The sequence below is a fragment of the Yersinia sp. 1252 StPb PI genome, assembly GCF_048593885.1.
In the GTDB taxonomy this organism is placed as follows: domain Bacteria; phylum Pseudomonadota; class Gammaproteobacteria; order Enterobacterales; family Enterobacteriaceae; genus Yersinia; species Yersinia enterocolitica_E.
In genome coordinates, this window is record NZ_JAZGQE010000060.1 from 1 (window position 1) to 24,929 (window position 24,929).

Sequence of the window (24,929 nt, forward strand, 5' to 3'; positions counted from 1 at the left end):
GGCGATTAGCTCAGTTGGTAGAGCATCTCCTTTACACGGAGGGGGTCATCAGTTCGAATCTGGTATCGCCCACCACTCATCACTCATTGTTAAAAGTATTAAGATTCAAGGTAGTAGAAGTGGGCGATTAGCTCAGTTGGTAGAGCATCTCCTTTACACGGAGGGGGTCATCAGTTCGAATCTGGTATCGCCCACCACTTCTTTTACTTCGTATTATCATATAATGGGTCGTTAGCTCAGTTGGCAGAATAGTTACTTTTAATCAATTGGTTAAAGGTTCGAGCCGAGCGAAGCGAGACAGCAACGCGTAAGCGTTGACCCGAAGGGCGAATCCGCAGGATGAGTAATCCCGCATGACTCGTGTTAAAAATGTCGAATAAATCTATATAATGGGTCGTTAGCTCAGTTGGTAGAGCAGTTGACTTTTAATCAATTGGTCGCAGGTTCGAATCCCGCACGACCCACCATTATATCAAGTACCGTATTAACTCCCCCAGATCTAAAAACTCAAAAACTACACGAAATCGTGTGGGTGAGACCCTGCGTTCAGGTTCGAGCCGAGCGAAGCGAGACAGCAACGCGCGAGCGTTGACCCGAAGGGCGAGGCCAGAGGCCGAGTAATCCCGCACGACCCACCATTATATCAAGTACCGTATTAACTCCCCCCAGATCTAAAAACTCAAAAACTACACGAAATCGTGTGGGTGAGACAAAACTGCATGTCAGTTTTGAACAACGCTTGCGTTGGCCCGAAGGGCGAGTATCAAAATGATACGAGTAACCTGCGTTCAGGTTCGAGCCGAGCGAAGCGAGACAGCAACGCGCGAGCGTTGACCCGAAGGGCGAGGCCAGAGGCCGAGTAATCCCGCACGACCCACCATTATATTTACTACCTCACTACCTCACTTAGAACGCCATCTATTGCTTATTAACGGGCATATCACATCAGTCGCGGCATTAAACTTACCCACTAAAGTTCTCCAGCCTTTGATTACTCAAAGAGTCATCATCCGTGTAAATAGTCCGGGTATGGATCGCAGGTATAAAAAAAGGCGCCGTAGCGCCTCTTTAGAGATTTTTTTCTGATACTTAGAGTACCAGGCCCGCAATAGAGGCGGACAGCACACTGACCAGCGTAGAGCCGTATAACAGCTTCAAGCCAAAGCGTGAAACTACATTCCCTTGGTGCTCATTCAAACCTTTAATCGCACCGGCTACGATACCAATAGAGGAGAAGTTAGCGAATGAAACCAGGAACACTGACAGAATACCCACGCTGCGTGGTGACAGTTCTGATGCCACTTTCTGCAAGTCCATCATTGCCACGAATTCGTTAGATACCAGTTTGGTTGCCATGATGCCACCAACTTGTAAGGCTTCATGAGTCGGTACGCCCATCACCCAGGCAAACGGGAAGAAGACATAGCCCAAGATACCCTGGAAGCTGATACCGAACAGCAAACTAAATAAGGCATTCATCGCAGAAATTAACGCGATAAAACCAATCAGCATGGCTGCAACGATGATAGCAACTTTGAAACCGGCCAGAATGTACTCACCCAGCATTTCAAAGAAGCTTTGGCCTTCGTGCAAGTTGCTCAGTTGCAACTCTTCCTCGTCCTCTGCTTTATACGGGTTGATCAATGACAACACGATAAAGGTACTGAACATGTTAAGTACCAGCGCCGCAACCACAAACTTCGCGTCCAGCATTGACATATATGCACCCACGATTGACATAGAAACTGTCGACATCGCGGTTGCTGCCATGGTGTACATGCGTTTTTCAGACATTTTGCCCAAAATGTCTTTATAGGCGATGAAGTTTTCAGATTGACCCAGAATCAGTGAGCTGACGGCGTTGAATGATTCCAGCTTACCCATGCCGTTAACTTTAGACAGCAAAGTACCAATGATACGAATAACGACGGGGAGAACTTTGATATATTGCAGAATACCAATCAGAGCAGAAATAAAGACGATAGGGCACAGCACTCTCAGGAAGAAGAACGCCAAACCTTTATCACCCATATTACCAAAGACAAAGTCGGTACCGTTGGCGGCAAATCCAAGCAACTTGTCGAATAAACCGGCGAATCCTTTCACAAAACCCAATCCAGCTTCCGAATGGAGGAAGAAGTACGCCAACAACACTTCAATTACCAGCAATTGAATAACAAACCGAATGCGGATGCTTTTACGATCCTTACAGATCGCCAGAGCTAATATGGCCACCACGACTAAGGCCAACGCAAACTGCAGAATATGGGACATGTGTGCTCCAAATTTGAGGCAGGCTAGATTTCGGTGGACATTTTATGTAACGGCTACATTAAAAACGAGATGTAGGCAGCAAATATAGAAATTCACTTGCACTAATGCAAACGAATTAGTGGAGTGGATCACAAAAAATAGGATGTTAATAATTTGCTACGGAAGTAGTTTAAATATGCTAGGTTGATCAATTGTAGTCATTCGTTACGAAAAGGGCGATGGAACATTTAACCCAACTTTTCAGAAAGCTACCACGGGTGATTGCTACACGGCTGATTATACGGTGTTAGCTATCAGAGAGATAAGTTCTACCACGCCAAGTGCGCTTGATAATTATTATCATTTAGATATTATTATTGATAAGAAAGTAGACGTAAGTTTTCAAGGGTAATACTGAATGCTGAATAGCCGTGCTGTCGATACATCCCGCCGTACATCAAGGAGGATAAAACTCTCCCTGATGGGGCCTGCTTTTATCGCGGCCATCGGTTATATCGACCCCGGTAACTTCGCAACCAATATTCAGGCGGGGGCCTCTTTCGGTTATACCTTATTGTGGGTGGTGGTTTGGGCCAACATCATGGCTATGTTGATCCAATTACTGTCCGCTAAACTCGGTATTGCCACGGGTAAAAATCTGGCTGAGCATATCCGTGACCGGTTTCCACGGCCTGCGGTATGGGCCTACTGGGTACAAGCCGAAATCATCGCTATGGCCACGGATCTGGCCGAGTTTATTGGGGCGGCAATCGGGTTTAAATTACTGCTAGGTGTGACCCTGCTTGAAGGTGCTGTCCTGACCGGCATTGCCACTTTCCTGATTCTTATGCTGCAAAAGCGTGGGCAAAAACCTCTCGAACTGGTTATCGGTGGGCTGCTGTTATTTGTAGCGGCGGCTTATATTGTCGAACTTATTTTCTCCCGGCCAGAACTGGCGGCGTTGGGCCGCGGTATGTTGGTTCCTGACTTGCCTAACCGTGACGCGGTGTTTCTAGCGGCCGGGGTACTAGGTGCCACTATTATGCCGCATGTTATTTATCTGCATTCATCCTTGACGCAAACGGCGGGAGAAAACTCCAAGGCTTCTCGTTATGCTGCGACTAAATTGGATGTGGCGATTGCCATGACAATTGCCGGTTTTGTGAATCTGGCGATGATGGCAACGGCGGCGGCGGCTTTCCATTTCAATGGCTATGGCAGTATTGCTGAAATCGAGCAAGCGTACCTCACACTACAACCCCTGTTAGGTAATGCCGCAGCCACTATTTTTGGTTTGAGTCTGGTTGCCGCTGGGTTGTCATCGACAGTGGTGGGGACCTTGGCAGGGCAGGTCGTGATGCAAGGCTTTGTCCGGTTTTATATCCCTATCTGGGTGCGCCGCACGGTCACGATGTTGCCTTCCTTTATTGTCATTCTGGCGGGTATGGATGCAACACGGATCTTGGTGATGAGCCAGGTACTGCTGAGTTTTGGTATTGCGTTGGCGTTAGTTCCATTGCTGGCCTTTACTGGCAATAAAGAATTGATGGGAGATATGGTTAACTCAAAATTGATTCAGATTTTGGGGAAGATGATTGTGTTAGTGGTGGTTGGATTAAATGCTTATCTGTTGATTAGCTTGCTCTAACTTCTTCATACTGGCGGATCGATAGCCAATCATCCGCCAGAAGCTTTTTTAATTAGTCATCATCATGATGGCGGTCATGCCCTTTCCCGCGATGATGTTTCTTGCCGTGGTTGTCATAATGTTTATCGTGTTTCTGATAGCGCCCTTCACGGTAATAATAGTTCTTTTGCCACCAGTCTCTGTTTTGCCAGCGGTGCCCATCCCAGTAATGTCCATGGCGGTTTCGTTCGCCTAAATCCCGCCCCTGATGATCCTGCCACCATCGTTGATCGCGCCAGTCATAACCATCCCAATAATTGCCACGGCGATCTTGCTCACCAATCTGCAATGAAACACTGGGGAGTAGCTCAATACTTTCGGCATTTGCCATAGGAACGAGAGGAAACCAGGCTAATATCGTTACTAATAACAGTGGTCTTAACGAAATAGGTCTAAATATCGTTGGTTTCAAAACATCCACTTTTGACATGATTTATCCTTGCGCAGCTTTATTGGCTATGGCCTATCTTAAACTGCGGTTCGGCAACTGTGATTCAGATAAAACTGTAAAATAAAAAATTGAGATTTATCTGTAACAATGGTGGATTAGGGGCACCGGAGTGCCCCTGTTGGGGGACTTTGGAGAGAGCGTTTACACCAGAATATTTTCAATACGTTTGATTTCTTCGGTGCTGAAATCAGTGTTGGCTAGCATACCAACCGCGTCGTCAATCTGGCTGATTTTGCTGGCACCAATCAGTGCTGAAGTCACCCGCCCGCCACGTAATACCCAGGCTAAAGACATCTGTGACAACTTCTGGCCGCGCTCGTGGGCCAATGCGTTCAACTGGCGCACCTTGGCCAGTTTTTCTGCGGTAAGCTGCTCGGGATTAAGGAATTTACTGCCACTGGCAGCCCTTGAGTCCTGCGGAATACCCGCCAAATAGCGATCCGTCAATACGCCGCCTGCCAACGGAGAAAAGGCAATAGATCCTACGCCATACTCATCCAAAGTATCTTGCAGCCCGGCTTCAATCCAGCGTTCGAACATAGAGTATTTAGGCTGATGAATCAGGCAAGGCGTACCAAGATTTGCCAGAATTTCACAGGCCTGACGGGCTTGCGCCGCTGGATAGTTGGACAACCCGATATACAACGCTTTACCTTGGCGCACCAGCAGGTCCAATGCGGCCATGGTTTCTTCCAATGGTGTATTAGGATCCGGGCGATGGTGGTAGAAAATATCTACATAATCTAGCCCCATACGTTGTAGGCTTTGGTTGATACTGGCTACCAGATATTTCTTCGAACCCCAGTCACCATAAGGGCCGGGCCACATAGTGTATCCCGCTTTGGAAGAGATAATCAGTTCATCACGATAGGGGCGCAGGTCTTGTTGCAGGATGCGGCCAAAGTTCAGCTCGGCTGAACCGGGTGGCGGGCCATAGTTATTGGCTAAATCAAAATGGGTGATGCCACTATCGAAAGCGCGATGCACTAAATTGCGGCTATTTTCGTACAGCGTGCTGTCACCAAAGTTATGCCACAAGCCAAGAGAAATTGCCGGAAGCATTAATCCACTACGACCACAACGATGATACTTCATCTCTTGATAACGGGAGGAAGCTGCCTGATAGACCATGATGACCCTTATTAACGAGAGTAAACGACAGTTTAGTGTATGCGTTTTCACCGACGACGTAAGCTAACGGGATCACAAGATAAGGCGGAGAAAGGGATGTCAGAAAATAATTACAGTGGTAGCTAATTAATAATTTCAAAACATTAGATCTATTGATTAATTGCTTAATACTTAATGCAATATAATAAGTATTAAGGTTGGTGTCATGATGGCAAGCAGTTACAACGTGGCTGATTATCTCTTGGATCGCCTGGCGCAAGTGGGAATCCGGCATCTATTCGGTGTTCCTGGCGATTTTAATCTGCTTTTTTTAGACCGTGTCATCAGCCATCCCGTCATTAAATGGATGGGATGTGCCAATGAACTTAATGCAGCTTATGCCGCAGATGGCTATGCCCGGGTGATGCCAGCGGCAGCACTGCTGACCACGGTTGGCGTCGGTGAATTAAGTGCTATTAATGGTATTGCAGGCAGCTTTGCTGAATACCTTCCGGTGATTCATATCGTTGGTACCCCGGCATTGCGTTCGCAAAAAGCCGCAGAGTTGTTACATCACTCACTGGGGGATGGCGACTTCAGCCATTTTTCCCGTATGGCGAAAGAGGTCACCTGTGCGCAGGCCAATCTAACCGCTGAAAATGCAGTTGCTGAAATTGACAGGCTACTGGTGGCGGCGCTAAGTCAGCGGCGTCCGGTCTATTTGCAATTACCCTGCGATGTTTCACAGGCGTCAGTCACCAGTCAGCCTGGCGCTTTGGCCCTCTATCAACCCCTGTTATCGCCATCATCATTACAAGCCTTTATTGACGCCGCACGTGAAAAGCTACAGTCAGCACACCGGGTCGCATTGTTAGCTGATTTTCTGGCGGATAGATTTGGTGGCCGGGAGTCATTGAACCACTGGGTGTCGGAGGTTAACCTGCCATATTCGACATTATTGATGGGAAAAGGATTACTGGACGAATCACATCCGAGGTTTATCGGTACTTACGCCGGGGCGGCCAGTGATGTCAGTATAAGAGAATATATCGAAGGGGCTGATGTTCTTATCACCGTTGGCGTTTGGTTTATCGATACTATTACTGCCGGATTCAGCCAGCATATCACTCAGGAAAATTGTATTGATATCCAGCCGGAACAGGCACGGATAGGGAAACAGATTTTCAGTCAGATTCCCATGCTGGCTGCGATTGGTGCCCTGCATGAGCTGTGTAAATCGTTACAAGGCGAATGGCAGCAGCCGACGATAACTCATTCAATAGCGCCGACTACACAGCATAATTTACTGAACCAACAAACGTTTTGGTATCACATCCAACACTTTCTACGCCCAAACGACATTGTGGTTACCGATCAGGGCACCTCTTGCTTTGGTGCTGCCACATTGACCTTACCTTCCGGTTGTACTCTTATTGCTCAGTCACTGTGGGGCTCGATTGGTTTCAGTTTGCCTGCCGCTTATGGTTCGCAAGTGGCGCACCCCGCACGACGGGTTATCTTGCTCGTCGGTGATGGTTCTGCCCAACTGACCATCCAGGAACTGGGTTCCATGCTGCGAGATGGGTTAAAACCAATAATTTTCTTACTAAATAATCAAGGGTATACCGTTGAACGAGCTATTCACGGGCCACTGCAACCTTATAACGATATCGCTGCGTGGGATTGGAGCCAATTGCCACACGCATTCAGCAGGAATAAAGCCCTTTTTACCCGCACTGTCACTGAGGTTGAACAATTACAACAACTTATGGCACAACTAGAACACTGCGATCAACTGGCTTTTATCGAGGTGGTGCTGCCGCAAATGGATATTCCTGAATTATTGAACAATGTGGCGAAATCTATTCAGGCGCGTAACGCGGCAATCTGATTTAGCTGACACTATTTTTTAGCTGACACTATTTTTTAGCTGACACTATTTTTTAGCTGACACTATTTTTTAGCTGACACTGTTTTTTAGCTAACACTGTTTTTTAGCTAACATTGTTATTACGACCAGTTAATTGGTCTAACAACCAATAGCCCGCTGGCCCCGGTGGGCTTTTTTTCGACCAAACCGCATCAATAGAGATCATTTTCGGCCAACCAATGGTGGGCAACGCGACCAGTTTTTGACGGCTGTATTGCTCCACCAGCCAGCGTGGCAAAATCGCCCAGCCGAAGCCTTGCTCCGCCATTTCTAACAACATTAAGTAGCTGGGGGCAGACCACATTAGCCCTTGCGACTGGTTGCGCTCAGTACGATTGTAAGTATTGAGGCAAAGTTGCCGGGCGGTAGCCAGTTGTTCGGGGTGAACCTGAGGGAGCTTTGCCAGCGCATGACCCTGCTGCACGAATATCGCCATTTCAGTCTGTGCGGCTAATCGGCTGGCCGCAATATCCGGTGGATAGTACGACTGAACTTCTACTACACCGATATGCGCTCGCCGTAGTTGCAGCAGGTCAATGACGTCGCCCTCTTCGGCAATCAGGCACTCAAATTCGATATCAGGGTAACGCTGCTCAAAGCGACGCAGTAAGTCCTCATGATGTGTTGGTTGATAAGTATCAGAAAGGACAAAAGTCAGTCGGGTTTCAACCTGACCTGCCAGACGTATTGATAGATTATCCAGCCGTTCGCTGGCCGCCAGAATTTCCTGCACATGGGATAGCACACGGCGACCATGGTCAGTTAATACCGGCTGGCGCGCCTGACGGTCAAATAAGGTCAAACCCAGATCGGCTTCCAGATTGGCGATGGCGGTGCTGATAGTTGATTGGCTTTTGCGTAGCTTACGGGCCGCCGCGGAGAAGGACCCAAGGGCTGCGGCTTCAACAAATGCAATTAAGGCTTCGGGAGAATAATGCATAAACTATCTATTTTATCGATGGGTTCTATTTTTAATCTATCTTAAAAAACGATGATAATCACCTCTAACAATCTGTCATCAGTTAATTTAAGTAGGTGTTTTATGCAAGTTCATCACCGATCTCTCTTGGAGCGGATTATTCATGCCGTTGGGTTTGAAGTGATTGCCGTCGCCATTTGTGCGCCCGTCGGCGCATGGTTACTGGATCGCTCCATACTGCAAATGGGAACATTGGCCTTGATCCTCTCCTCAGTGGCAATGCTGTGGAATATTGTTTACAACAGTCTGTTCGACCACTTCTGGCCAGTCAGTCGGGTAGCAAAGACTCTGCTCGTGCGAGTACTCCATGCGCTGGGTTTCGAGGGTGGTTTTATCCTGATAGGCTTACCTATCGCGGCTTTCACGTTGGGTGTTTCGCTATTACAGGCATTTATGTTGGAGATCGGTTTCTTCTTGTTCTTCCTGCCTTACACCGTATGTTACAACTGGGCCTATGACAGCCTGCGGATGCGGGTTATCCGCTCGCGCCAGCTTGCGACATTGCAGCCGGTTTCTGAGGAAGGGCGCAATTCACGCTAAATATTTACGTCATTTTTCACCTTCAGCAGCGGTATTTTGCTGTTGCTGAAACGTTTTTATGTGATCTTTATCGCAAAGCGAAAGGGTTTAGCGCATTGATATTGTTGTTTCTCCAGCCTGATTTTACAGTGGACATAGTTGAAGTTAAGCATCCCTGTAACGGAGAAGTTTCTGATGACAAGCTATGCCCTGGTGGGTGACGTTGGCGGCACTAATGCCCGTTTGGCGCTTTGCGCTGTGGCGACGGGCGAAATATCACAAGCAAAAACATATTCAGGGTTGGAATTCGACAGTCTGGAAGATGTCATTAAGCAATATCTGTCAGACCATACCGTCACCGTAAAGGATGCCTGTATCGCTATTGCTTGCCCGATTACCGGGGATTGGGTGGCGATGACCAATCATACTTGGGCATTTTCTATTGCAGCTATGCAGCAAAGCCTGGGGTTGGATCATCTGGAGGTGATCAACGATTTTACGGCAGTATCGATGGCGATTCCGGTGTTGTCCGAACAGGATGTGTTGCAATTTGGTGGCACAACGCCTCAAGCGGGTAAACCAGTGGCAGTTTATGGTGCAGGTACTGGGCTGGGGGTGGCCCATTTAGTTAATGTGGACCGCCGTTGGATTAGCTTACCGGGAGAGGGCGGTCATGTGGACTTCGCCCCGAACAGCGAAGAAGAAGACTCTATTTTGGCGGTATTGCGTCAGGAACTGGGCCATGTCTCTGCCGAGCGAGTACTTTCCGGGCCGGGGCTGGTTAATTTATACCGAGCTATCGTGATTTCTGATGCACGCCTACCGGAACCTCTGGCACCGAAAGATATTACTGAACGCGCTCTGGCGGATAGCTGTACTGACTGCCGCCGCGCCTTATCACTGTTTTGTGTGATTATGGGCCGTTTTGGCGGCAATCTGGCATTGAATCTCAGCACTTTTGGTGGCGTTTATATTGCCGGCGGTATCGTGCCACGCTTTATGGAATTCTTTACAGCTTCGGGCTTTCGCAGTGCTTTTGAAGATAAAGGCCGTTTCAAAGATTTCCTACAAGATATTCCTGTTTATATGATTACCCATCAGCAACCGGGTTTGCTGGGGGCCGGCGCTTACTTGCGTCAGACATTAGGGCATGAATTATAAGGTTTTTGTTCGCCATCGCTGAAACATGAAAGCAGAGCCAAGGCTCTGCTTTTTTACATCATTGCTTTAAACCAGCCCCCATACTTTACAAACTCTGGCTGAGTTGTATTAGTTATGGTGGTCTCCGTCACCCTCTATTAGGCATGGCTACGGGCAGTTACGCCCGCTGTTGCGGTTGGTGTACTTTCAGTCTCGGTTGCCGCACCTTTTGGCGGTTTGATTATCAACGTCAGCAGCAAGGAAAGTACTGACAGCACTGCGATAACCATAAAGGTCGCCTGATATCCACCCAGTTGTGCGGCAATAAACGAACCTGCCAGAGCACCCAAACCAAACCCTTGATAGATGACACCGTAGTTTTTACTGTGATTTTTCAGACCGAAGAAGTCGCCCACAATCGCTGGGAACACCGTAATATTGCCGCCGAAGCAGAAGGCTATCGCCCCGACACACAAGAAGAACAGCGCATGAGTCAGTGGAACAAAACTCAACACGGATACCGCTAATGTGGTGACCAGCAAGGTGAAGCTGATTACGCGCAAACGGCCCACTTTGTCTGATAGTGCGCCAAGGATAATGCGCCCGGCGGTATTAAAGATGGCAATGGCTGAAACGGTGTTGGCAGCCGTCACCAAGTCCATTCCTGCCAGTTGTACGCCTAAATCTTTCACGATACCAATCAGATATAAGCCACTCATACATGCGGTGAAGAAGATGATAAATAAGAAGTAAGACTCTTTAACCGCCAGCATCTCTTTGACACTAAAATCACGCCCGGCACGGGCGGTTTGCAGGCTGTTATTGACCTGTGGTGCCACCGCTTTTTCTTGTAGCAGGAAAGAGCCAGCCCCTACTAATACCATCACGATGAGGCCCCAGTAGAAGAATGCCAGCGACACTCCTTGGTTGGCAATCAGACTGGCATTTACATATTTGAACAATAAGCTGCCGGTACCAAATGCCCCCACTGAAATGCCGGAAATCAGCCCTTTACGTTCCGGGAACCATTTGATCAGATTCGATAGGGTGGTGATGTAGGCGGTACCATCGGCGAAACCGACCACGATACCAGCCAATAGATAAATCATTCCCAATGATGTGGCAAAAGAGCTGGCAATCAGGCCCAAACCAAGAATGATACCGGAAAGTAACGTCAGTTTACGGATACCGATGCGCTCTTGCAGGCGGCCAGCAAACAGAGTGGCAATAGCGAGAGAAAAACTGGTAATGGAAAATGTGGTTGCAACTGCCCCTAACGACCAACTGAACTTCTCTCCCAGTGGCTGATTAAATAAGCTCCAGGTATAGATAGTTCCCAACCCCATTTGAACGATGATGGTACCCGCAACAATTAGCCAACGATTTACCGGTTTACTGCTCATGCCGGACTCCTTAAACATCAATGCAATGTGGCCCGAATATGGCTATTGCGAACATAACAATGATTTGCAATAGCGTCGGAAGCCAAAGATTACGCGCTGATGGGGCACCGGAAATCTTGTCTTGAGGTGTTATCAGCCCGCCGAATGAAACCAGTATACGGGCGGGCTAATCACTATAGATCGAAAGGGGAATGAGCTGCATTCCACGCGGAATGAAATGCATTTAAAGGCGCATCAGTTGCCTGAATTCTTTTATCTTGCTGCGGCTGACAGGGACTTCAAAGTCCAAATCACTGAGCCGCAGAATATAGGTATTATTAAACCACGGCACAATTTCACGGATTTTGGCTAAATTGACACAATAGGAGCGATGGCAGCGGAAGAAGTACTCCTCCGGTAGGCGGCTGAAAAATTCAGTAATATTCATCGGCATAATGAATTCTTCGCGCCGCGTATAGACCAACGTGACCTTTTCCTGTGCTGCGGCATAATAGATATCATTGATGTCAGTGACGATAATGCGCTCATCTTTCATCAAATTGATGGTATGCGCCGCAGAACGGTGGTTGGTACTGCTGGTCTGTTCTCTATTTTGGTGCTCACGCTTATGCAGCGCTTCGAGTTTTTGCAGCATAGTGACAATACGAGACTCATGATAAGGCTTTAAAATATAGTCAAATGCTTCAATTTCAAAGGCTTCAACTGCATGCTCTTTATAGGCTGTGATAAAGATAATATAAGGCTTATGGGCAAATTTACTGATGTTCTGTGCCAATAACACGCCATCCAATGATGGAATATTGATATCGAGAAAAATAGCATCGACCTGATGGTTCTGCAGGTATTTAAGCACATCCAGCCCATCTTCAAAGGTTGCCTCAATGGTGATGTTGCTATGCTGGCGAATCAGGTAACTCAACTCTTCTTGAGCCAGAAACTCATCTTCAACAATGATTGCTTTCACGGATTAGACTCCGGCTGGAATACGGGTGTCAGCATGGATTTTGCCGCCATTTTTGCTGATATAAAAAGAGATCTCGGTGCCCGGTTCCATGCGGCGTATCTGTAAACCTTCCCCATACAGTAATTTCACCCGATGATGCACATTGAGTAAACCAATTTTATTGCCCGGCATTTCATTATTCGCCACGCGCTCAATTGTCTCTGGGTTAATACCATTACCGGTGTCTTTTACGGAAATTTTTATTTGGTCGCCACTGTCTTTAACCGCAATGACTACCACACCTTTACCACGACACGGCTGAATGCCATGCACAATGGCATTTTCAACCAAGGGTTGAATTAACAAACTGGGTATTTTCAGCGCAATATCGTCGTCAATATCATAAATCACAGTTAACTTGCTGCCGAAGCGGGCCTGCTCGATGGCGATATAATCCTGAATTTGATGTAGTTCTTTGCGAATATCAATCTGTTCGTCATTCAGCTCAAGGTTATAACGCAGATAACGGGATAAATTGATGATCAATTGGCGCGCGGTATCTGGATTAATACGAATTGAGGACGAGATAGCATTCAAGGCATTAAATAAGAAGTGCGGGTTAATTTTACTTTGTAGTGCGCGCATTTCCGCTTTATTTGCCATTTCGCGCAGTTGCTCTATACGGGAAACTTCAATCTGGGTTGAGATGATTTGTGACAAGCCGACCGCCATCACTTTCAGTGAATAGGTAATTTTATGTGCATGGCAATAGTAGATCTTCAGTGAGCCAGTGACTTCACCTTTTTCCCATAACGGAATAATGATGAGGGAGTGAATTTGTGGCGTGCGATGGACTTCATCATTATTGCGGATGGTAATCTTCCCACGCTGAATGCTCTCTTTGGTAATATCACTGATGATCTCATGACCGATATTATAGGCTTCAACGCCCACCCCCACATAAGCCAAAATATGTTGGGTGTCGGTAATGGCGACAGCATCTGCCTTAATATCGGTGCGAATAATCTCACACACACTGCGCAGTGATTCGCCATTGATATTGCGAAAATAGGGCAGGGTTTTATTGGCGATATCCAGTGCCAGTTTTGCTTGCCGCGCGGCAATAACCTCTTTTTCATCTTCGACACTCTGTACCAGCAGGACAATTAACCCGATACAAACCGCCCCTAAGATCATCGGAATGGCGATTTTAGACACAATATCAATACCTAATGCGGTCGGCCTGGCCCAAATAATCACCAATAGCATGGTGAGTGACTCACAAATCATGCCTGCCAGAATACCGATACTCCATTGCCGCTCTTTCTTTACTTTCAGATTTATATAGCCGGACATCAGGCCGGCTATAATGCTGGTAATCAGACAGGGGATTGATGTAATTCCATCAATATCAATTAAATATCGGTGAGAACCGGCGATAAGCCCGGTAATGATACCTACCCACGGGCCAAATAAAATACCGCCAGACATGACGGCAATAACCCGAACATTCACTAATGAACCTTCGACGTTAATACCGGAATAAGTACCAAAAATAGCGAACAACGAGAAGATAGCGGTTACCGCTGCCAGTTCCAGTGGTGTGTGCTTCTCTTTTTGCAATAACTGACGAAACAGGTGGGTGCGAGTCAGAAAGAATAAACAAATCAACATTAATGCGGCACGATCAAACACCGCCAGTAGCATTTCAAATATCTGGTGCACACTATTTTCTCTTGGCGACAGCCTTGAATCTTAGTTTGGGACCATCAGATTCGGCGGCGAATAAGCGGCTAACTATAAGGAAAATGAGCGGCAACTGCCACTTTATCCGCGTTATCCGGTGAATCGACGCGGCGGATTGCAGGGGGAGTCTGCTGGCGGGTCGCGCCAGCAGAGATAACGTTGAGGAGATTATTTATATCGTTATTATTGGCAGAGAAACACGGGATTGATAGGAATGTTATTCAGCCATACCCAACTGTTGTTTGCCAAGGGTGGTTAGGTTATCGGCGGTGGCTCTGCCACTGAAATCCACCTCGAAATCATCGGCGGCAAAGTCTGGTGGTGAGCGGCCATCAATAAAACTGGCTAACTGGCGTGGCAGGTATGCGGCGTTCTTGTCGCACCATGGCGCCGCCGCGATATACATGACGTTGCTGTCAAACTCACCATTATGTTCATTTTCCACTGAGTGAATCACGTCGCAATGCCAGAATACCGTATCACCTGCTTCCAAATCTGGAATAGGGGAAATGGCTTCGATTAAAAGAGGATGCCACTGCTCAGAGGCGGATAAAGCGCGCCCTGGTGCTGCACCGCACAGATCATCGTCAGCAACATCATCTTGTAATGCGCGCAGCAGGATATAGGCCATGGCATTAGCGATCGGGATAACATTCAGCGTCCCCGCATGGGTTCGCTGTGGTGTCAGTGCTGTCCAGCCTTGGAAGGTGCGGAACATCGAGCACACTGCCGGTGAGGGGAACTCACGCACTTGTGGGCGGCCTTCAGCGGCGAATGGATCATACTTCTGCCAGTCACCCGAGAACACGTGGCGGTACACATGACGGAAGTTCTCATCCAACCAGCGCTCTATGGAGCCACCATCAACGTGGGGTGATAAGCCCAGTGACGATGATTTTGGCGGGCGGCGACGGGTCCGGTCGGCATAAGTCACCACCCGGTTAGCATCAAAATGTTGCTTGCCGTTACTCTCGGTTTGCCACAGATTATTTAAGAATACCTGCACCGCATTCATGCGCTGATCCTGGCGAGCCTCAACCTGCGGTGTTGACCAGTAAATTCCGTAAATTTGCGGTTTGCTGGCAGCCAGCGTACCGAAATAGTTATCTTCCGCCGCATTTTTCAGGCGTTCGACGAAATTATTACGTTCGAGATAGTTACCGATTTCACGGTTCCACGCTGCTGCTTTTTCTGTTGGGAAGACACCGAGAATGGCGCAGCATCCTCGTTGTTTTATTTGTGCTTTTTGTTCTTCAGTGACGTTACCATTGATAATATCATCGGCATGAATTTGGGGAACAGGGTTCTCACCCTGCGCCAAACTACGGCGGATTTCGGTGACTTGCTGGCGAATATTCTCTTCCACGGCTTGGAAGACCTGCTGATAATCAGGCAGCGCCTGACGTAATTGCTGCTTCACCGCTTTGATTGCTGCGGGAATATCGTTTATTTGTAATGAAGCCATAATACTGATTCTCCGATAGCTGTAGGGGAGGGCCGTGGTAATGGCGCGCGCGATGCTGACCATTTGTTTGTTTTTTGTTATCTTGAAGTGAACATTATTTAAGTAAAATAGAGAAGAATAAAGGGATGAGGTTATGGAAAAATTTCCTCTTTAATATTCTGCGTTCTGTTTATGGCTAACATCTTCAATTCGAGGGAAAAATGTCACCAGTGATCCCGATGTTCAGTAGCTCGCCGATTTCTCTGAGAACACCACGGTTGGTGCTCGAGAGCCTCAAAGAGCAGGATTGGCCGCTGTTTTTAGGCTTATACCAGGATCCTGTGGTTCAGCGTTATATGGCAGATCCGATGGATATGGCCGAGATTCGCGCGCGTTTTGAATCACGTTTAACCCCTTGGGAAAAGGCCTCCAGCCATTGGCTATGTCTGGTGGTTCGTGAACGCGCCAGCGGGCAGAGCATGGGGCTTACCGGCTTTTTGGCTGATTGGTTGCCGTTACAGCAAGCTGAAGTGGGTTATGCCATGTTACCGTCCTGCCAGGGCAAAGGTTTTGCCAAAGAATCCTTGTTGGCTGTATTGGCGTTTGGTTTCCAGCAATGTCAGTTTCATAAAATGAAAGCCACGGTTACTGTGGGCAACCATGCTTCACGCGGGTTACTGGAACGCTGTGGTTTTCAGTTGGAAGGGACGTTGCGTGATAATTATCAACTTGGCGGGCAATGGTGTGATGACTGGGTGTTAGGGATGCTGGCTAGTGAGTTTGATTCTCAGTAACTTCTCCGATGAGTTAGATATTTGTTACCAGCCACTCGACAGCCCTTTAGCGCTGGGATATGTTCATAAACAGACCATCTGATGGTCAGCGTCGCTCGGACGGTCCGGGCGCTAACGTATCCTCGAGGAAATTATGGCTGAACTCCCTGCTAAGCGTCGTTTTACCCGTATTGATCGCCTGCCCCCTTATGTTTTCAATATTACCGCTGAGTTGAAAATGGCGGCCCGCCGTCGCGGTGAAGATATTATTGATTTCAGTATGGGTAATCCCGATGGTCCGACACCACCACATATCGTTGAGAAAATGTGCAGTGTCGCGCAACGTGAAGACACCCACGGCTACTCAACCTCTCGGGGTATACCGCGGCTGCGTAGGGCCATTTCTAACTGGTACGCCGAGCGTTACCTGGTGGATATTGATCCTGAAACTGAAGCTATTGTCACTATCGGTTCGAAAGAGGGGCTGGCTCATCTGATGCTGGCGACACTGGACCACGGTGATACAGTGTTGGTGCCGAATCCTAGCTACCCGATTCATATTTATGGTGCGGTGATTGCAGGGGCGCAAGTTCGCTCGGTCCCATTGACCGAAGGCATTGATTTCTTTTGTGAATTGGAACGTGCGATTCGTGAAACCATTCCTAAACCGAAAATGATGATCCTCGGCTTCCCGTCTAACCCTACAGCACAATGTGTGGAGCTGGAATTTTTTGAACGGGTGGTGGCGTTAGCGAAGCAATACGACGTGCTGGTGGTGCATGACTTGGCCTATGCCGACATTGTATATGATGGTTGGAAAGCGCCGTCAATCATGCAAGTGCCTGGGGCAAAAGACATTGCGGTTGAGTTTTTCACCTTATCCAAAAGCTACAATATGGCCGGTTGGCGTATTGGTTTTATGGTGGGTAACCCGGAATTGGTTAATGCGCTGGCTCGCATCAAAAGCTATCACGACTATGGCACTTTTACCCCGTTGCAGGTGGCGGCAATTGCTGCCTTGGAAGGGGACCAACAGTGTGTTCGTGATATCGCTGAAAAATATCGCCAGCGGCGTAACGTGTTGGTGCGTGGGTTGCATGAGGCTGGTTGGATGGTTGAAAACCCCAAAGCGTCGATGTATGTCTGGGCGAAAATCCCAGAGCCTTACGCCCATTTAGGCTCACTCGAGTTTGCCAAGCGCCTGTTGTCTGAGGCAAAAGTCTGCGTTTCGCCGGGGATAGGATTCGGTGATTACGGTGATACTCATGTCCGTTTCGCTTTGATTGAGAATCAGGACCGGACTCGTCAGGCGGTGCGCGGAATTAAGAGTATGTTCCGTACTGATGGTTTGCTGAAACCGAGTAAAGCGGTTTCAGGTGACGGTATCTAACCCCGCGCTTACCATTAACTAAATAGCTAACTCTCTATTCTGACCGGCGACCCACGCTGTCCGGTCAGAATAAAGTACCTTGTGTTCAAAACGTTATCCGCCCTCCTTAATGTTTTCTTCATCTATTTTGCACCATACTGATTATTAACTTGATGAAGTCAGTGGAGCACCACAATGAGAAATCGCTATTCACTACCCCAAATAACCCTGCACTGGCTGACGCTAGTGATGATCATTCTGACTTATGCCGCCATGTTACTCAGTGACAGGGTACCGGATGAAGATCGTACATTAGTGAAAAATCTGCATTTCAATTTTGGTATTTCTGTCTGGCTACTGATGTTGGTGCGGCTGTGGTTGCGCCAGCGCAATACAACACCAGCGATCACCCCAAGGTTACCTAACTGGCAGTTGTTAGGGGCGCAGATTATGCATTGGGGTCTGTATTTAATGTTCTTATCATTACCGGTGCTGGGCGTGTTGGCTCAGGCTTATGGTGGGAAAACCTGGTTCTTGCTGGGGTGGCAGGTACCGCAGTGGGTAACACCGGATGATGTCGCGCGTGGTTATCTTAAGCAGACTCACGAGCTAATTGCCAATTTAGGCTATTTTGTGATTGGCGCTCATGCACTGGCCGCGCTTTATCATCACTATATTCGCCGGGATGATACGTTACGCCGAATGATGCCAGGAAAATGATAAAGGGCGCGAATGCGCCCTCTATACGATGTCAGATTGTGGATGGTTCGAGTTAATATTACTCGACCATCATCATGAAGGTGCCAACCCAAACCACCAACATAATAGAGATACCCATAAAGAAATATTTCACTGAACAACTCCCCTTGGAGCTACCTCGCCAGTAACGATCCAAATTGCTGTGCTACGTTTACCCTTGTTACTTAAAATTACAGTGGTGTTCGCTACGCTCACTAACCCGAGTCACTGACTGATGTCAGCTTGTCGGTATCAACTCACGTTCTGCCTGACTGTAATGCCAAGTTCTTTGGGTATTAAATGTGGACGAATCACGCTTTTAATCAATGGTAGCCATTTCATCACAACTGGCCAGCTATCAATCTGAGATACATCCGAATTGTCATGCCAGCCTGAGCTAACTCAGTGGCATACGACAGGATCGGGCTAATGTAATCCCAACAGGGAGAAACTTTCAATACTGTAATTTTATGCATTAGATCACGTTTTCGTATATAAACCGCAAATATTGTGAGCCAATGCATTGAAGTGTGAAGCTATTAACGTTTTTTTAAATTATCGCTAAATAACAATTTGTTACTCTCTTGGTTATAATCTAAGCCAATCTGGCCGACGTTAAGACAATCAGCTTATTTTTTTCACCGCGATATTGGCCTCAAAGCCCAGTAAATACAGGGCTTGCTCCAGTGCTTCAACCTTGGAAGCGTGGTACACATCCAGCAGGCGATCCATCTGTGCGGCATTCAAACCGAGCTTGCGCGCCATATCTGCTTTGCGGGTATTGGTGGTTAACATGGCATTGTGTAATTCAGCTTTCAGTCGCACCAGAATGGGCACATGAACTGCAATATCACCCGGTTGCAGCGCTGAGGGGGCGGGGACGGGGCGGCGCTCTTCCATTTCTGCTGCAATACCATTCTTAATACCGTCCTGTGCTTCCAGTTCAATATCTTCCTGAGAGTAGGTCACTGATTCCAATTCAGGGAAGTCGCGATACTGGATGTGGTACTCGCCGCTGGCTTCATCAAGGGTATAATGGGCTGGGTAATGGAACACGGTGTCACTCCTGTGGGGTACAAGCTATTAAAGGTAGTGGCATTGTACTGACATCAGCAGGTCGGGGTTACTTATTTAACGTAGTAGCACTTTGATTCAATCGGCCATTTTGGGTGATGTCAGCCGCATTTCCAGCGCCCTTGCCGGGCATCTGAATGCACACTCACCGCAGCCATCGCACTGCGCTAAAGCCAGTATCGGCGGCTGGTGGGGCTGCCACGCCAAAGCCTGTTTATCACAGTAATCGGCGCAACTGTCGCAGTAGATATAGGTATTTTGACAGATGTTTTCTACGTGAGGGTGCGCCGTAATATAGTGGGTAGAGGGGGATAAAGCACCGGTTTGGCAAGCAGTGGTACAGGCCAGACAACGGCTGCAATATTGGGTAGAGAAATCCAACTCAGGCCGTTGACTGACCATGACTATCAGATGCTCGTCGCAGACGTGCATGCAGGCTTCACACCCCGTACACGTTTGCGTGAAAGCACTTTCAATAATGGCTCCCGGTGGTCTGATTGCGCTCCCCGATGGGAGAGTAAGTGGTTGTTGGCGGGCGCTTTTTAGCAAGCCACGAAATAGCCCACGGCGACTGATGGTGCGGTTTTCCAGATACGCCTTGTAGTAGCGCTCGTCTTTTATCACCGAAATAGCTCACGGGGCTGAGGAAATAGGCCCAGTTCAGTTTGTAAGGTTTTCAGGTAGCACTCGGCGATTTTTGCCAGCAACGGATATACCTGATGCTCGGTTTGGCTGTTGGTTACCAGCTCAAGATAGCGATAGGCCCACGGCAGTAAATGCTCAGTGAGCAGTGCTAGCGCGGCTTTATCCGATGGGGGCTTAGTTGTCGGCTGCTGTTCAATTAAATGAACCCATGCCAGTAACATGAGGCCAAATTGATCTTCCGGTTCACGTATCGCACTTTGATTCACCAACCCGAATGTTGACAGGAATTGGCGATATTGCAGGGTGCTCGTCCCCATCAAGATATTTTCTTTATCCAGATAAACTGACCCCCAAGGTGGGGCGGGCATTTCACCTTGTCCCTCAAACAAAATCGAGAAATCATATTCCAGTTGCTCGGGTTGGATACTCGGCATCTGTTGGCAATATCGTGCAATTTTAGCCGGATTGGGCCACGGAAAAATCTCAGCAATCTGTGGCAGTAGTGGCCAAAGGCGCTGTACGGTATTGGACTGTGGTGGATAGTAAAAACAGGCACCTAAAATCCTCGGCAGAGTGGTGTTCAGTAACATCAAAATTTTCTCTCTTCAGGTCCAGCTATCTCAATACGGCTTAGCCGCAGGTATCACGGCTAAACAGTTATTTGTCAGTAGGCCAATAGAATCAATATGTTAATTTACATTGGCACTTGCCAGAGATTGTAGAAAGCGATACGCCCAGCCAACTCACCGATCACCAGCGCCGAGGCACTGACCGCGAGCGTAACCCGAGGGATCCTGTCTTTCAGTAATGCTGCGGCAGCAACAAAGATACCGAGCGTTAGCAGCAGAATTTGAATTCCCCAAAACAGCGCCTGCTGGCTACTCAGTTGTGCTGAACTTTGACCCAGAAAGCTGAGGTAACCCGGTTTATTCACCAAAGTCACAATGGCACCGACCAACACGGCTGATGCGCCAAGCTGACGAGCGCCGGTCAGAATAGCGCAAGCGCCGCCCCCGACCAGTACCGTCATCCACAGTTGTAGGGCGGTGTACGAGGTATCCCAATTAGGCACGGTTGTCAGTTGATAAACTTGGGTGATTGACCAGGCGAAGGCCAGGCCGAAGATAACCGTTGCCACATTGCACAGCATTGCCAGTAATGTATTTTTGGCTATGGTTGAGAAAAATACGGTGCCACAGGCCATGGCGACAAACAACCCACTGAGCACTATCTCATTACTCATCGGTGAGCGACCAACACCCAAGAGCATGGTGGCGGCGCGCAATGGTTGCCCAACATGCAGTGTGCCAACGATCAGGCCTACCATCATCAGTATCAGGCCGATGATATTGGCTTGTTTGAGTTGCAGTGGCGTGGTCATACCGAGTTTGTGACTCAGTAGCACCAGTGCAAACAACCCGACAGCGGTTTGCCCCAGTACGGTAAAAAACACCAAGGGTAATTCATGCATTTTATACCTCCGCCGGATTTTGGATGCGGCCTGATGTATCACCGGATGGCTTGGCATCACGGTGGCTTCTGATAACCAGATTGGGGTGTGTCAGATGCGCGTGCGGCAATGGCGCAATGGCATTCTCTTCACCGTATTTATCCCTCAATAGCGTGATTTCATCAAAATCTAACGCCCGCTGCGGGCAGGATTCGACACAAACTGGCTTATCACCTGCGGCGACCCGCTGATAGCAGCCATCGCACTTGGTCATCAGTTTCTTCTTGGCATCAAATTGCGGCGCACCATACGGGCAGCGCATCTCGCAATAGCGGCAGCCGACACAGAGATCCTGATTAACCACCACCAAACCATCTTCTTCGCGTTTATGCATGGCACCGGTTGGGCAACCCGTTACGCAGGTAGGTGATGAACAGTGGTTACAGGCGATAGAGAGGTAGTAGTTAAAGACATTTTGTACCCAGATATTGTTCTGCTGAGTCCAACTGCCGCCGCCATATTCATAAACCCGACGCAGCTTCGGCCCGAGATCCAACTTCTTCTCATCCTTGCAACTGATTTGGCAGGTCTTACATCCGGTGCACTTGGTGGAGTCGACAAAAAAACCATATTGCTTCATTATTCAACTCCTTATATACGTTTTACTTCAACGAGGTTGGTGTGTTGTGGGTTACCTTTTGCCAGTGGCGACGGTCGCAGTGTTGTTAACGTATTGATACACCCTCCCACATCAATGCCGTCCTTATTGGTATTTCGCCATGCACCCTGCGGCACGGTAATAACCCCCGGCAACACCCGTTCGGTAACCTTTGCTGCAATACGCATGCGGCCTCGGCTGTTAAAAATTTCGACCATATCCCCTTGTTGGATACCGCGAGGCTGGGCATCAATAGGGTTAATCCAAAACTGATGTGGTACCGCTTCCCGCAGCATGGCTACGTTGTAGTAGGAGGAGTGGGTATGGCCTTTGATATGGAAGCCTGTCATCTGCAAAGGGTAGGTTTTCATGGTTTCTACATCGCTAACACCTTCAAAGGTTGGGCAATATTCGGCGACAGCGGTAATGCGATCACCGGGTGCCAGTTGCCACTCTTTTTCCAATGTTGCCAGCGCTTGCGAGTAGATCTCAATTTTGCCAGACGGGGTTTTCAACGGGTGGTTCACAGGGTCATCACGGAAATCTTTTAACGCGATATATTGACTGCTGTCGGCATAAATACGATCGATGATGCCTTGGTCGTTGGTCTGTTCAAAAGGTGGCAAGGCAGGGTTTTTCTCACGCATTTTGTTATAACTGATTTCAATCCATTCTTGCTGGGTATGGCCTTCGGTAAAGGCATCGCCAATTCCTAACTTGGTGGCAATTTCGGCTAACACATCATAAGACGGGCGGCACTCCCACAGCGGCTCGATCGCATTTTGCAACCGTGTGACGTAGTGATAAGCCCCACTGGCGTAGGAGTTATCAATTAAATCATTTGATTCAACTGAGGTGACATCGGGCAGTAATAAATCAGCATATTTGGCAGAGTTGGTCATGTGGTTTTCCCACACCAAAATAAACTCGCACAGTGATTCATCTTGTAAAATGCGGTGGGTTTTATTCAGATCAGAATGCTGATTGCCGATAACATTACTGGCGTAGTTCCACATAAACTTAATATTGGTATCAAGTTTATCTTTATTCTTCACATGCGCATTTTTCGCTGTCATTTCAGTGCCACGAAAAATAGCATCGGTCCACATAAAGCAGGGAATAGCAGTCTTCACTGGGTTCGGAATACTGAATCCCGGCACCGGATATTTCACATTCCCGCCCCAGGCTCCAGTATTGGTTCCGGCGCGGCCAATATTACCAGTCATCAATGGCAACATCATAATAGCGCGCGCCGCCTGTTCGCCATTAGCACTGCGCTGAATCCCCCAACCTTGTGATATCCATGCTGCACGGGCATTTCCCAACTCGCGGGCTAATTGAATAATCCGCGTTGGCGCAATACCGGTTATCTCACTGGCCCATTGCGGTGTTTTTTCTACCCCGTCGAGGCCGTTACCTAAAATATAGTCTTTGTAAGAACCATTGGCGGGGGCTGAGGCGGGTAATGTTGTGGCATCCCAGCCGACACAATATTGTGCCAGGAAATCTTCATCAGTCAGATTTTCTTTAATTAATACATGTCCTAATGCCGCCACCAGCGCGGCATCGGTACCTGGGAAGATGGGGACCCATTCTGCATTGAGGGTCGTTACGCTGTCGGTCATCCGTGGATCGATAATAATGACTTTGGCTTTGCTTTGCCCCAGAGCATGAACGGTTTCGATATATTGCCCGCCGCCCGACATCCGAGTCTCTGCCAGATTATGGCCAAACATAACCACCAGGTCTGAGTTTTTAATTTCATCCAGCAAAGTTTCGTCTGCATTGCCATAGATATACGGCATTACCGTATTTATTTGGGCGGTGGAATAAGTACCGTGTTGATCGAGAAAACCACCTAGCAAGCTCAGCATTCTTTTACAGGCATTGCGGCCTTGTAAATTAGCGCCGGTCGAACCAGAACCATATTGATAATAAATTGCTTCGTTGCCGTATTGTGCAATGGTTCTTTTTAGATTATCAGCCACAATAGTGGTAGCTTCATCCCAACTGATACGTTTAAATTTACCTTCGCCGCGTTTGCCAACACGCAGCATGGGATATTTTACTCGATCCGGATTATATGTTTTCCATCTTACCGATCTGCCACGTAAACAGGGGCGAATTTGATGCTCACCAAAGGTGGAGTCATCATAAATTGCTTCATTAGCAATCTTAATAATTTCGCCATTTCTCACATGTACTTTTAGTGGGCAGCGGCTACCGCAGTTGACCAGACAAGCACTGTATTTAATGGTTTCTTCTGTTGTTGCTGCGTGCTCTTCTGGCGCGGCATGTACTGAAAAAGGAAGGGTGATAGAACCGGCAATAGCCGCAGCCCCGGTGACTGCGGCGGATGTTTGAATAAATTCACGGCGGCTTAGTGAGCCGGTGATAGGTCTTTTATTGTTATTCATCGACATTACCTTTGCGGAGGACACTTTTTTAATGAAAAATAAGAAAATTAGGGTTGAGCGGCAATGTCTCACCTTAGGAAATAACTTGTTACTTTTATATGATGTAAATCAATTAAGACGATATAACAGAAATATCGCGCTGTTTTTTGTGAGTGAGGCGAAGGTTATTAATAATTTACCGTAAGATATTAACTATTTCC

Annotated in this window: 22 protein-coding genes, 2 tRNA genes and 3 other RNA genes; 12 read left to right on the forward strand and 15 right to left on the reverse strand. The window is 47.9% G+C overall.

Features of this window, described 5'->3' with window-relative positions; all coding sequences use genetic code 11:
• Positions 1 to 121: 121 nt before the first annotated feature.
• From V2A85_RS10940 to V2A85_RS10960, 5 genes are all read left to right on the forward strand, one after another.
• Positions 122 to 197, forward strand: a tRNA-Val gene (locus V2A85_RS10940).
• A gap of 59 nt (positions 198 to 256) precedes the next feature.
• Positions 257 to 348: non-coding RNA, RtT sRNA (locus tag V2A85_RS10945), on the forward strand.
• A 43-nt stretch (positions 349 to 391) separates the two neighbouring features.
• Positions 392 to 467 (forward strand) — tRNA-Lys (locus V2A85_RS10950).
• 45 nt (positions 468 to 512) lie between these two features.
• Positions 513 to 638, forward strand: a non-coding RNA gene (locus V2A85_RS10955) — RtT sRNA.
• 119 nt (positions 639 to 757) lie between these two features.
• Positions 758 to 880, forward strand: a non-coding RNA gene (locus V2A85_RS10960) — RtT sRNA.
• A 209-nt stretch (positions 881 to 1,089) separates the two neighbouring features.
• Here the strand turns inward: V2A85_RS10960 and V2A85_RS10965 are convergent.
• Positions 1,090 to 2,274 carry a NupC/NupG family nucleoside CNT transporter gene (locus V2A85_RS10965; protein WP_083163451.1) on the reverse strand — a complete coding sequence of 395 codons (1,185 nt, stop codon included), beginning with the start codon at positions 2,272 to 2,274 and terminating at the stop codon, positions 1,090 to 1,092.
• A 397-nt stretch (positions 2,275 to 2,671) separates the two neighbouring features.
• On the opposite strand from V2A85_RS10965, the gene V2A85_RS10970 reads away from it, so the two are divergent.
• On the forward strand, positions 2,672 to 3,901 hold the full coding sequence (locus tag V2A85_RS10970) for an Nramp family divalent metal transporter (RefSeq protein ID WP_420071417.1): 1,230 nt from the start codon (positions 2,672 to 2,674) through the stop codon (positions 3,899 to 3,901).
• A 52-nt stretch (positions 3,902 to 3,953) separates the two neighbouring features.
• On the opposite strand, the gene V2A85_RS10975 is transcribed toward V2A85_RS10970, so the two are convergent.
• The gene (locus tag V2A85_RS10975) at positions 3,954 to 4,370 is read right to left on the reverse strand and encodes a DUF2502 domain-containing protein (protein WP_420071418.1); all 417 of its coding nucleotides are present in this window, start codon (positions 4,368 to 4,370) and stop codon (positions 3,954 to 3,956) included.
• A 162-nt stretch (positions 4,371 to 4,532) separates the two neighbouring features.
• Positions 4,533 to 5,522, reverse strand: coding sequence for an aldo/keto reductase (locus tag V2A85_RS10980; protein ID WP_420071419.1), 990 nt, complete (start codon positions 5,520 to 5,522; stop codon positions 4,533 to 4,535).
• Between the two features lie 208 nt (positions 5,523 to 5,730).
• On the opposite strand from V2A85_RS10980, the gene V2A85_RS10985 reads away from it, so the two are divergent.
• A complete protein-coding gene (locus V2A85_RS10985; RefSeq protein ID WP_420071426.1) occupies positions 5,731 to 7,392 on the forward strand; it encodes an alpha-keto acid decarboxylase family protein in 1,662 nt (553 codons plus the stop codon).
• A gap of 103 nt (positions 7,393 to 7,495) precedes the next feature.
• On the opposite strand, the gene V2A85_RS10990 is transcribed toward V2A85_RS10985, so the two are convergent.
• Positions 7,496 to 8,371: a LysR family transcriptional regulator gene (locus tag V2A85_RS10990; RefSeq protein ID WP_372559569.1), complete on the reverse strand. Its 876-nt coding sequence runs from the start codon at positions 8,369 to 8,371 to the stop codon at positions 7,496 to 7,498.
• Between the two features lie 102 nt (positions 8,372 to 8,473).
• On the opposite strand from V2A85_RS10990, the gene V2A85_RS10995 reads away from it, so the two are divergent.
• Entirely contained in the window at positions 8,474 to 8,950 is a 477-nt protein-coding gene (locus V2A85_RS10995) for a multidrug/biocide efflux PACE transporter (protein ID WP_083163464.1), read from the forward strand.
• A 174-nt stretch (positions 8,951 to 9,124) separates the two neighbouring features.
• Positions 9,125 to 10,090, forward strand: a complete 966-nt coding sequence (glk, locus tag V2A85_RS11000; RefSeq protein WP_420071420.1) for a glucokinase — start codon at positions 9,125 to 9,127, stop codon at positions 10,088 to 10,090.
• Positions 10,091 to 10,227: 137 nt separating this feature from the next.
• On the opposite strand, the gene V2A85_RS11005 is transcribed toward glk, so the two are convergent.
• The 4 genes from V2A85_RS11005 to V2A85_RS11020 form a co-directional block, all read right to left on the reverse strand.
• A complete protein-coding gene (locus V2A85_RS11005; RefSeq protein WP_083163469.1) occupies positions 10,228 to 11,472 on the reverse strand; it encodes an OFA family MFS transporter in 1,245 nt (414 codons plus the stop codon).
• Positions 11,473 to 11,695: 223 nt separating this feature from the next.
• On the reverse strand, positions 11,696 to 12,436 hold the full coding sequence (locus V2A85_RS11010; RefSeq protein WP_372559567.1) for a LytR/AlgR family response regulator transcription factor: 741 nt from the start codon (positions 12,434 to 12,436) through the stop codon (positions 11,696 to 11,698).
• A 3-nt stretch (positions 12,437 to 12,439) separates the two neighbouring features.
• A complete protein-coding gene (locus V2A85_RS11015) occupies positions 12,440 to 14,140 on the reverse strand; it encodes a LytS/YhcK type 5TM receptor domain-containing protein (protein ID WP_420071421.1) in 1,701 nt (566 codons plus the stop codon).
• Positions 14,141 to 14,378: 238 nt separating this feature from the next.
• The gene (locus tag V2A85_RS11020; RefSeq protein WP_372559565.1) at positions 14,379 to 15,626 is read right to left on the reverse strand and encodes a DUF1479 domain-containing protein; all 1,248 of its coding nucleotides are present in this window, start codon (positions 15,624 to 15,626) and stop codon (positions 14,379 to 14,381) included.
• 260 nt (positions 15,627 to 15,886) lie between these two features.
• On the opposite strand from V2A85_RS11020, the gene V2A85_RS11025 reads away from it, so the two are divergent.
• From V2A85_RS11025 to V2A85_RS11035, 3 genes are all read left to right on the forward strand, one after another.
• Positions 15,887 to 16,399, forward strand: coding sequence for a GNAT family N-acetyltransferase (locus V2A85_RS11025; protein ID WP_420071427.1), 513 nt, complete (start codon positions 15,887 to 15,889; stop codon positions 16,397 to 16,399).
• A gap of 133 nt (positions 16,400 to 16,532) precedes the next feature.
• On the forward strand, positions 16,533 to 17,768 hold the full coding sequence (gene alaC / locus V2A85_RS11030; protein WP_420071422.1) for an alanine transaminase: 1,236 nt from the start codon (positions 16,533 to 16,535) through the stop codon (positions 17,766 to 17,768).
• A 174-nt stretch (positions 17,769 to 17,942) separates the two neighbouring features.
• Positions 17,943 to 18,467 carry a cytochrome b gene (locus tag V2A85_RS11035; protein ID WP_372559563.1) on the forward strand — a complete coding sequence of 175 codons (525 nt, stop codon included), beginning with the start codon at positions 17,943 to 17,945 and terminating at the stop codon, positions 18,465 to 18,467.
• Positions 18,468 to 18,525: 58 nt separating this feature from the next.
• On the opposite strand, the gene ypdK is transcribed toward V2A85_RS11035, so the two are convergent.
• The 7 genes from ypdK to V2A85_RS11070 form a co-directional block, all read right to left on the reverse strand.
• Positions 18,526 to 18,600 (reverse strand): membrane protein YpdK, encoded by a 75-nt coding sequence (gene ypdK / locus V2A85_RS11040; RefSeq protein ID WP_098057507.1) that lies wholly within the window; start codon positions 18,598 to 18,600, stop codon positions 18,526 to 18,528.
• Between the two features lie 509 nt (positions 18,601 to 19,109).
• Positions 19,110 to 19,541, reverse strand: coding sequence for a hypothetical protein (locus V2A85_RS11045; protein WP_372559562.1), 432 nt, complete (start codon positions 19,539 to 19,541; stop codon positions 19,110 to 19,112).
• Between the two features lie 96 nt (positions 19,542 to 19,637).
• The gene (locus V2A85_RS11050) at positions 19,638 to 20,183 is read right to left on the reverse strand and encodes a 4Fe-4S dicluster domain-containing protein (RefSeq protein WP_372559561.1); all 546 of its coding nucleotides are present in this window, start codon (positions 20,181 to 20,183) and stop codon (positions 19,638 to 19,640) included.
• Positions 20,180 to 20,794, reverse strand: a complete 615-nt coding sequence (locus tag V2A85_RS11055; RefSeq protein ID WP_420071423.1) for a TorD/DmsD family molecular chaperone — start codon at positions 20,792 to 20,794, stop codon at positions 20,180 to 20,182. Before V2A85_RS11055 ends, V2A85_RS11050 begins: the two co-directional genes overlap by 4 nt.
• 104 nt (positions 20,795 to 20,898) lie before the next feature.
• On the reverse strand, positions 20,899 to 21,675 hold the full coding sequence (locus tag V2A85_RS11060; RefSeq protein WP_420071424.1) for a dimethyl sulfoxide reductase anchor subunit family protein: 777 nt from the start codon (positions 21,673 to 21,675) through the stop codon (positions 20,899 to 20,901).
• A gap of 1 nt (position 21,676) precedes the next feature.
• Positions 21,677 to 22,294 carry a DMSO/selenate family reductase complex B subunit gene (locus tag V2A85_RS11065; RefSeq protein WP_372559558.1) on the reverse strand — a complete coding sequence of 206 codons (618 nt, stop codon included), beginning with the start codon at positions 22,292 to 22,294 and terminating at the stop codon, positions 21,677 to 21,679.
• 11 nt (positions 22,295 to 22,305) lie between these two features.
• A complete protein-coding gene (locus tag V2A85_RS11070) occupies positions 22,306 to 24,729 on the reverse strand; it encodes a DmsA/YnfE/YnfF family dimethyl sulfoxide reductase (protein ID WP_420071425.1) in 2,424 nt (807 codons plus the stop codon).
• Positions 24,730 to 24,929 lie beyond the last annotated feature (200 nt).

Coding starts and splice junctions, on each gene's coding strand:
- V2A85_RS10965 (WP_083163451.1), bottom strand. CDS start 2,274: ATGTCCCATATTCTGCAGTTTGCGTTGGCCTTAGTCGTGGTGGCCATA.
- V2A85_RS10970 (WP_420071417.1), top strand. CDS start 2,672: ATGCTGAATAGCCGTGCTGTCGATACATCCCGCCGTACATCAAGGAGG.
- V2A85_RS10975 (WP_420071418.1), bottom strand. CDS start 4,370: ATGTCAAAAGTGGATGTTTTGAAACCAACGATATTTAGACCTATTTCG.
- V2A85_RS10980 (WP_420071419.1), bottom strand. CDS start 5,522: ATGGTCTATCAGGCAGCTTCCTCCCGTTATCAAGAGATGAAGTATCAT.
- V2A85_RS10985 (WP_420071426.1), top strand. CDS start 5,731: ATGGCAAGCAGTTACAACGTGGCTGATTATCTCTTGGATCGCCTGGCG.
- V2A85_RS10990 (WP_372559569.1), bottom strand. CDS start 8,371: ATGCATTATTCTCCCGAAGCCTTAATTGCATTTGTTGAAGCCGCAGCC.
- V2A85_RS10995 (WP_083163464.1), top strand. CDS start 8,474: ATGCAAGTTCATCACCGATCTCTCTTGGAGCGGATTATTCATGCCGTT.
- glk (WP_420071420.1), top strand. CDS start 9,125: ATGACAAGCTATGCCCTGGTGGGTGACGTTGGCGGCACTAATGCCCGT.
- V2A85_RS11005 (WP_083163469.1), bottom strand. CDS start 11,472: ATGAGCAGTAAACCGGTAAATCGTTGGCTAATTGTTGCGGGTACCATC.
- V2A85_RS11020 (WP_372559565.1), bottom strand. CDS start 15,626: ATGGCTTCATTACAAATAAACGATATTCCCGCAGCAATCAAAGCGGTG.
- alaC (WP_420071422.1), top strand. CDS start 16,533: ATGGCTGAACTCCCTGCTAAGCGTCGTTTTACCCGTATTGATCGCCTG.
- V2A85_RS11035 (WP_372559563.1), top strand. CDS start 17,943: ATGAGAAATCGCTATTCACTACCCCAAATAACCCTGCACTGGCTGACG.
- V2A85_RS11055 (WP_420071423.1), bottom strand. CDS start 20,794: ATGTTACTGAACACCACTCTGCCGAGGATTTTAGGTGCCTGTTTTTAC.
- V2A85_RS11060 (WP_420071424.1), bottom strand. CDS start 21,675: ATGCATGAATTACCCTTGGTGTTTTTTACCGTACTGGGGCAAACCGCT.
- V2A85_RS11065 (WP_372559558.1), bottom strand. CDS start 22,294: ATGAAGCAATATGGTTTTTTTGTCGACTCCACCAAGTGCACCGGATGT.
- V2A85_RS11070 (WP_420071425.1), bottom strand. CDS start 24,729: ATGAATAACAATAAAAGACCTATCACCGGCTCACTAAGCCGCCGTGAA.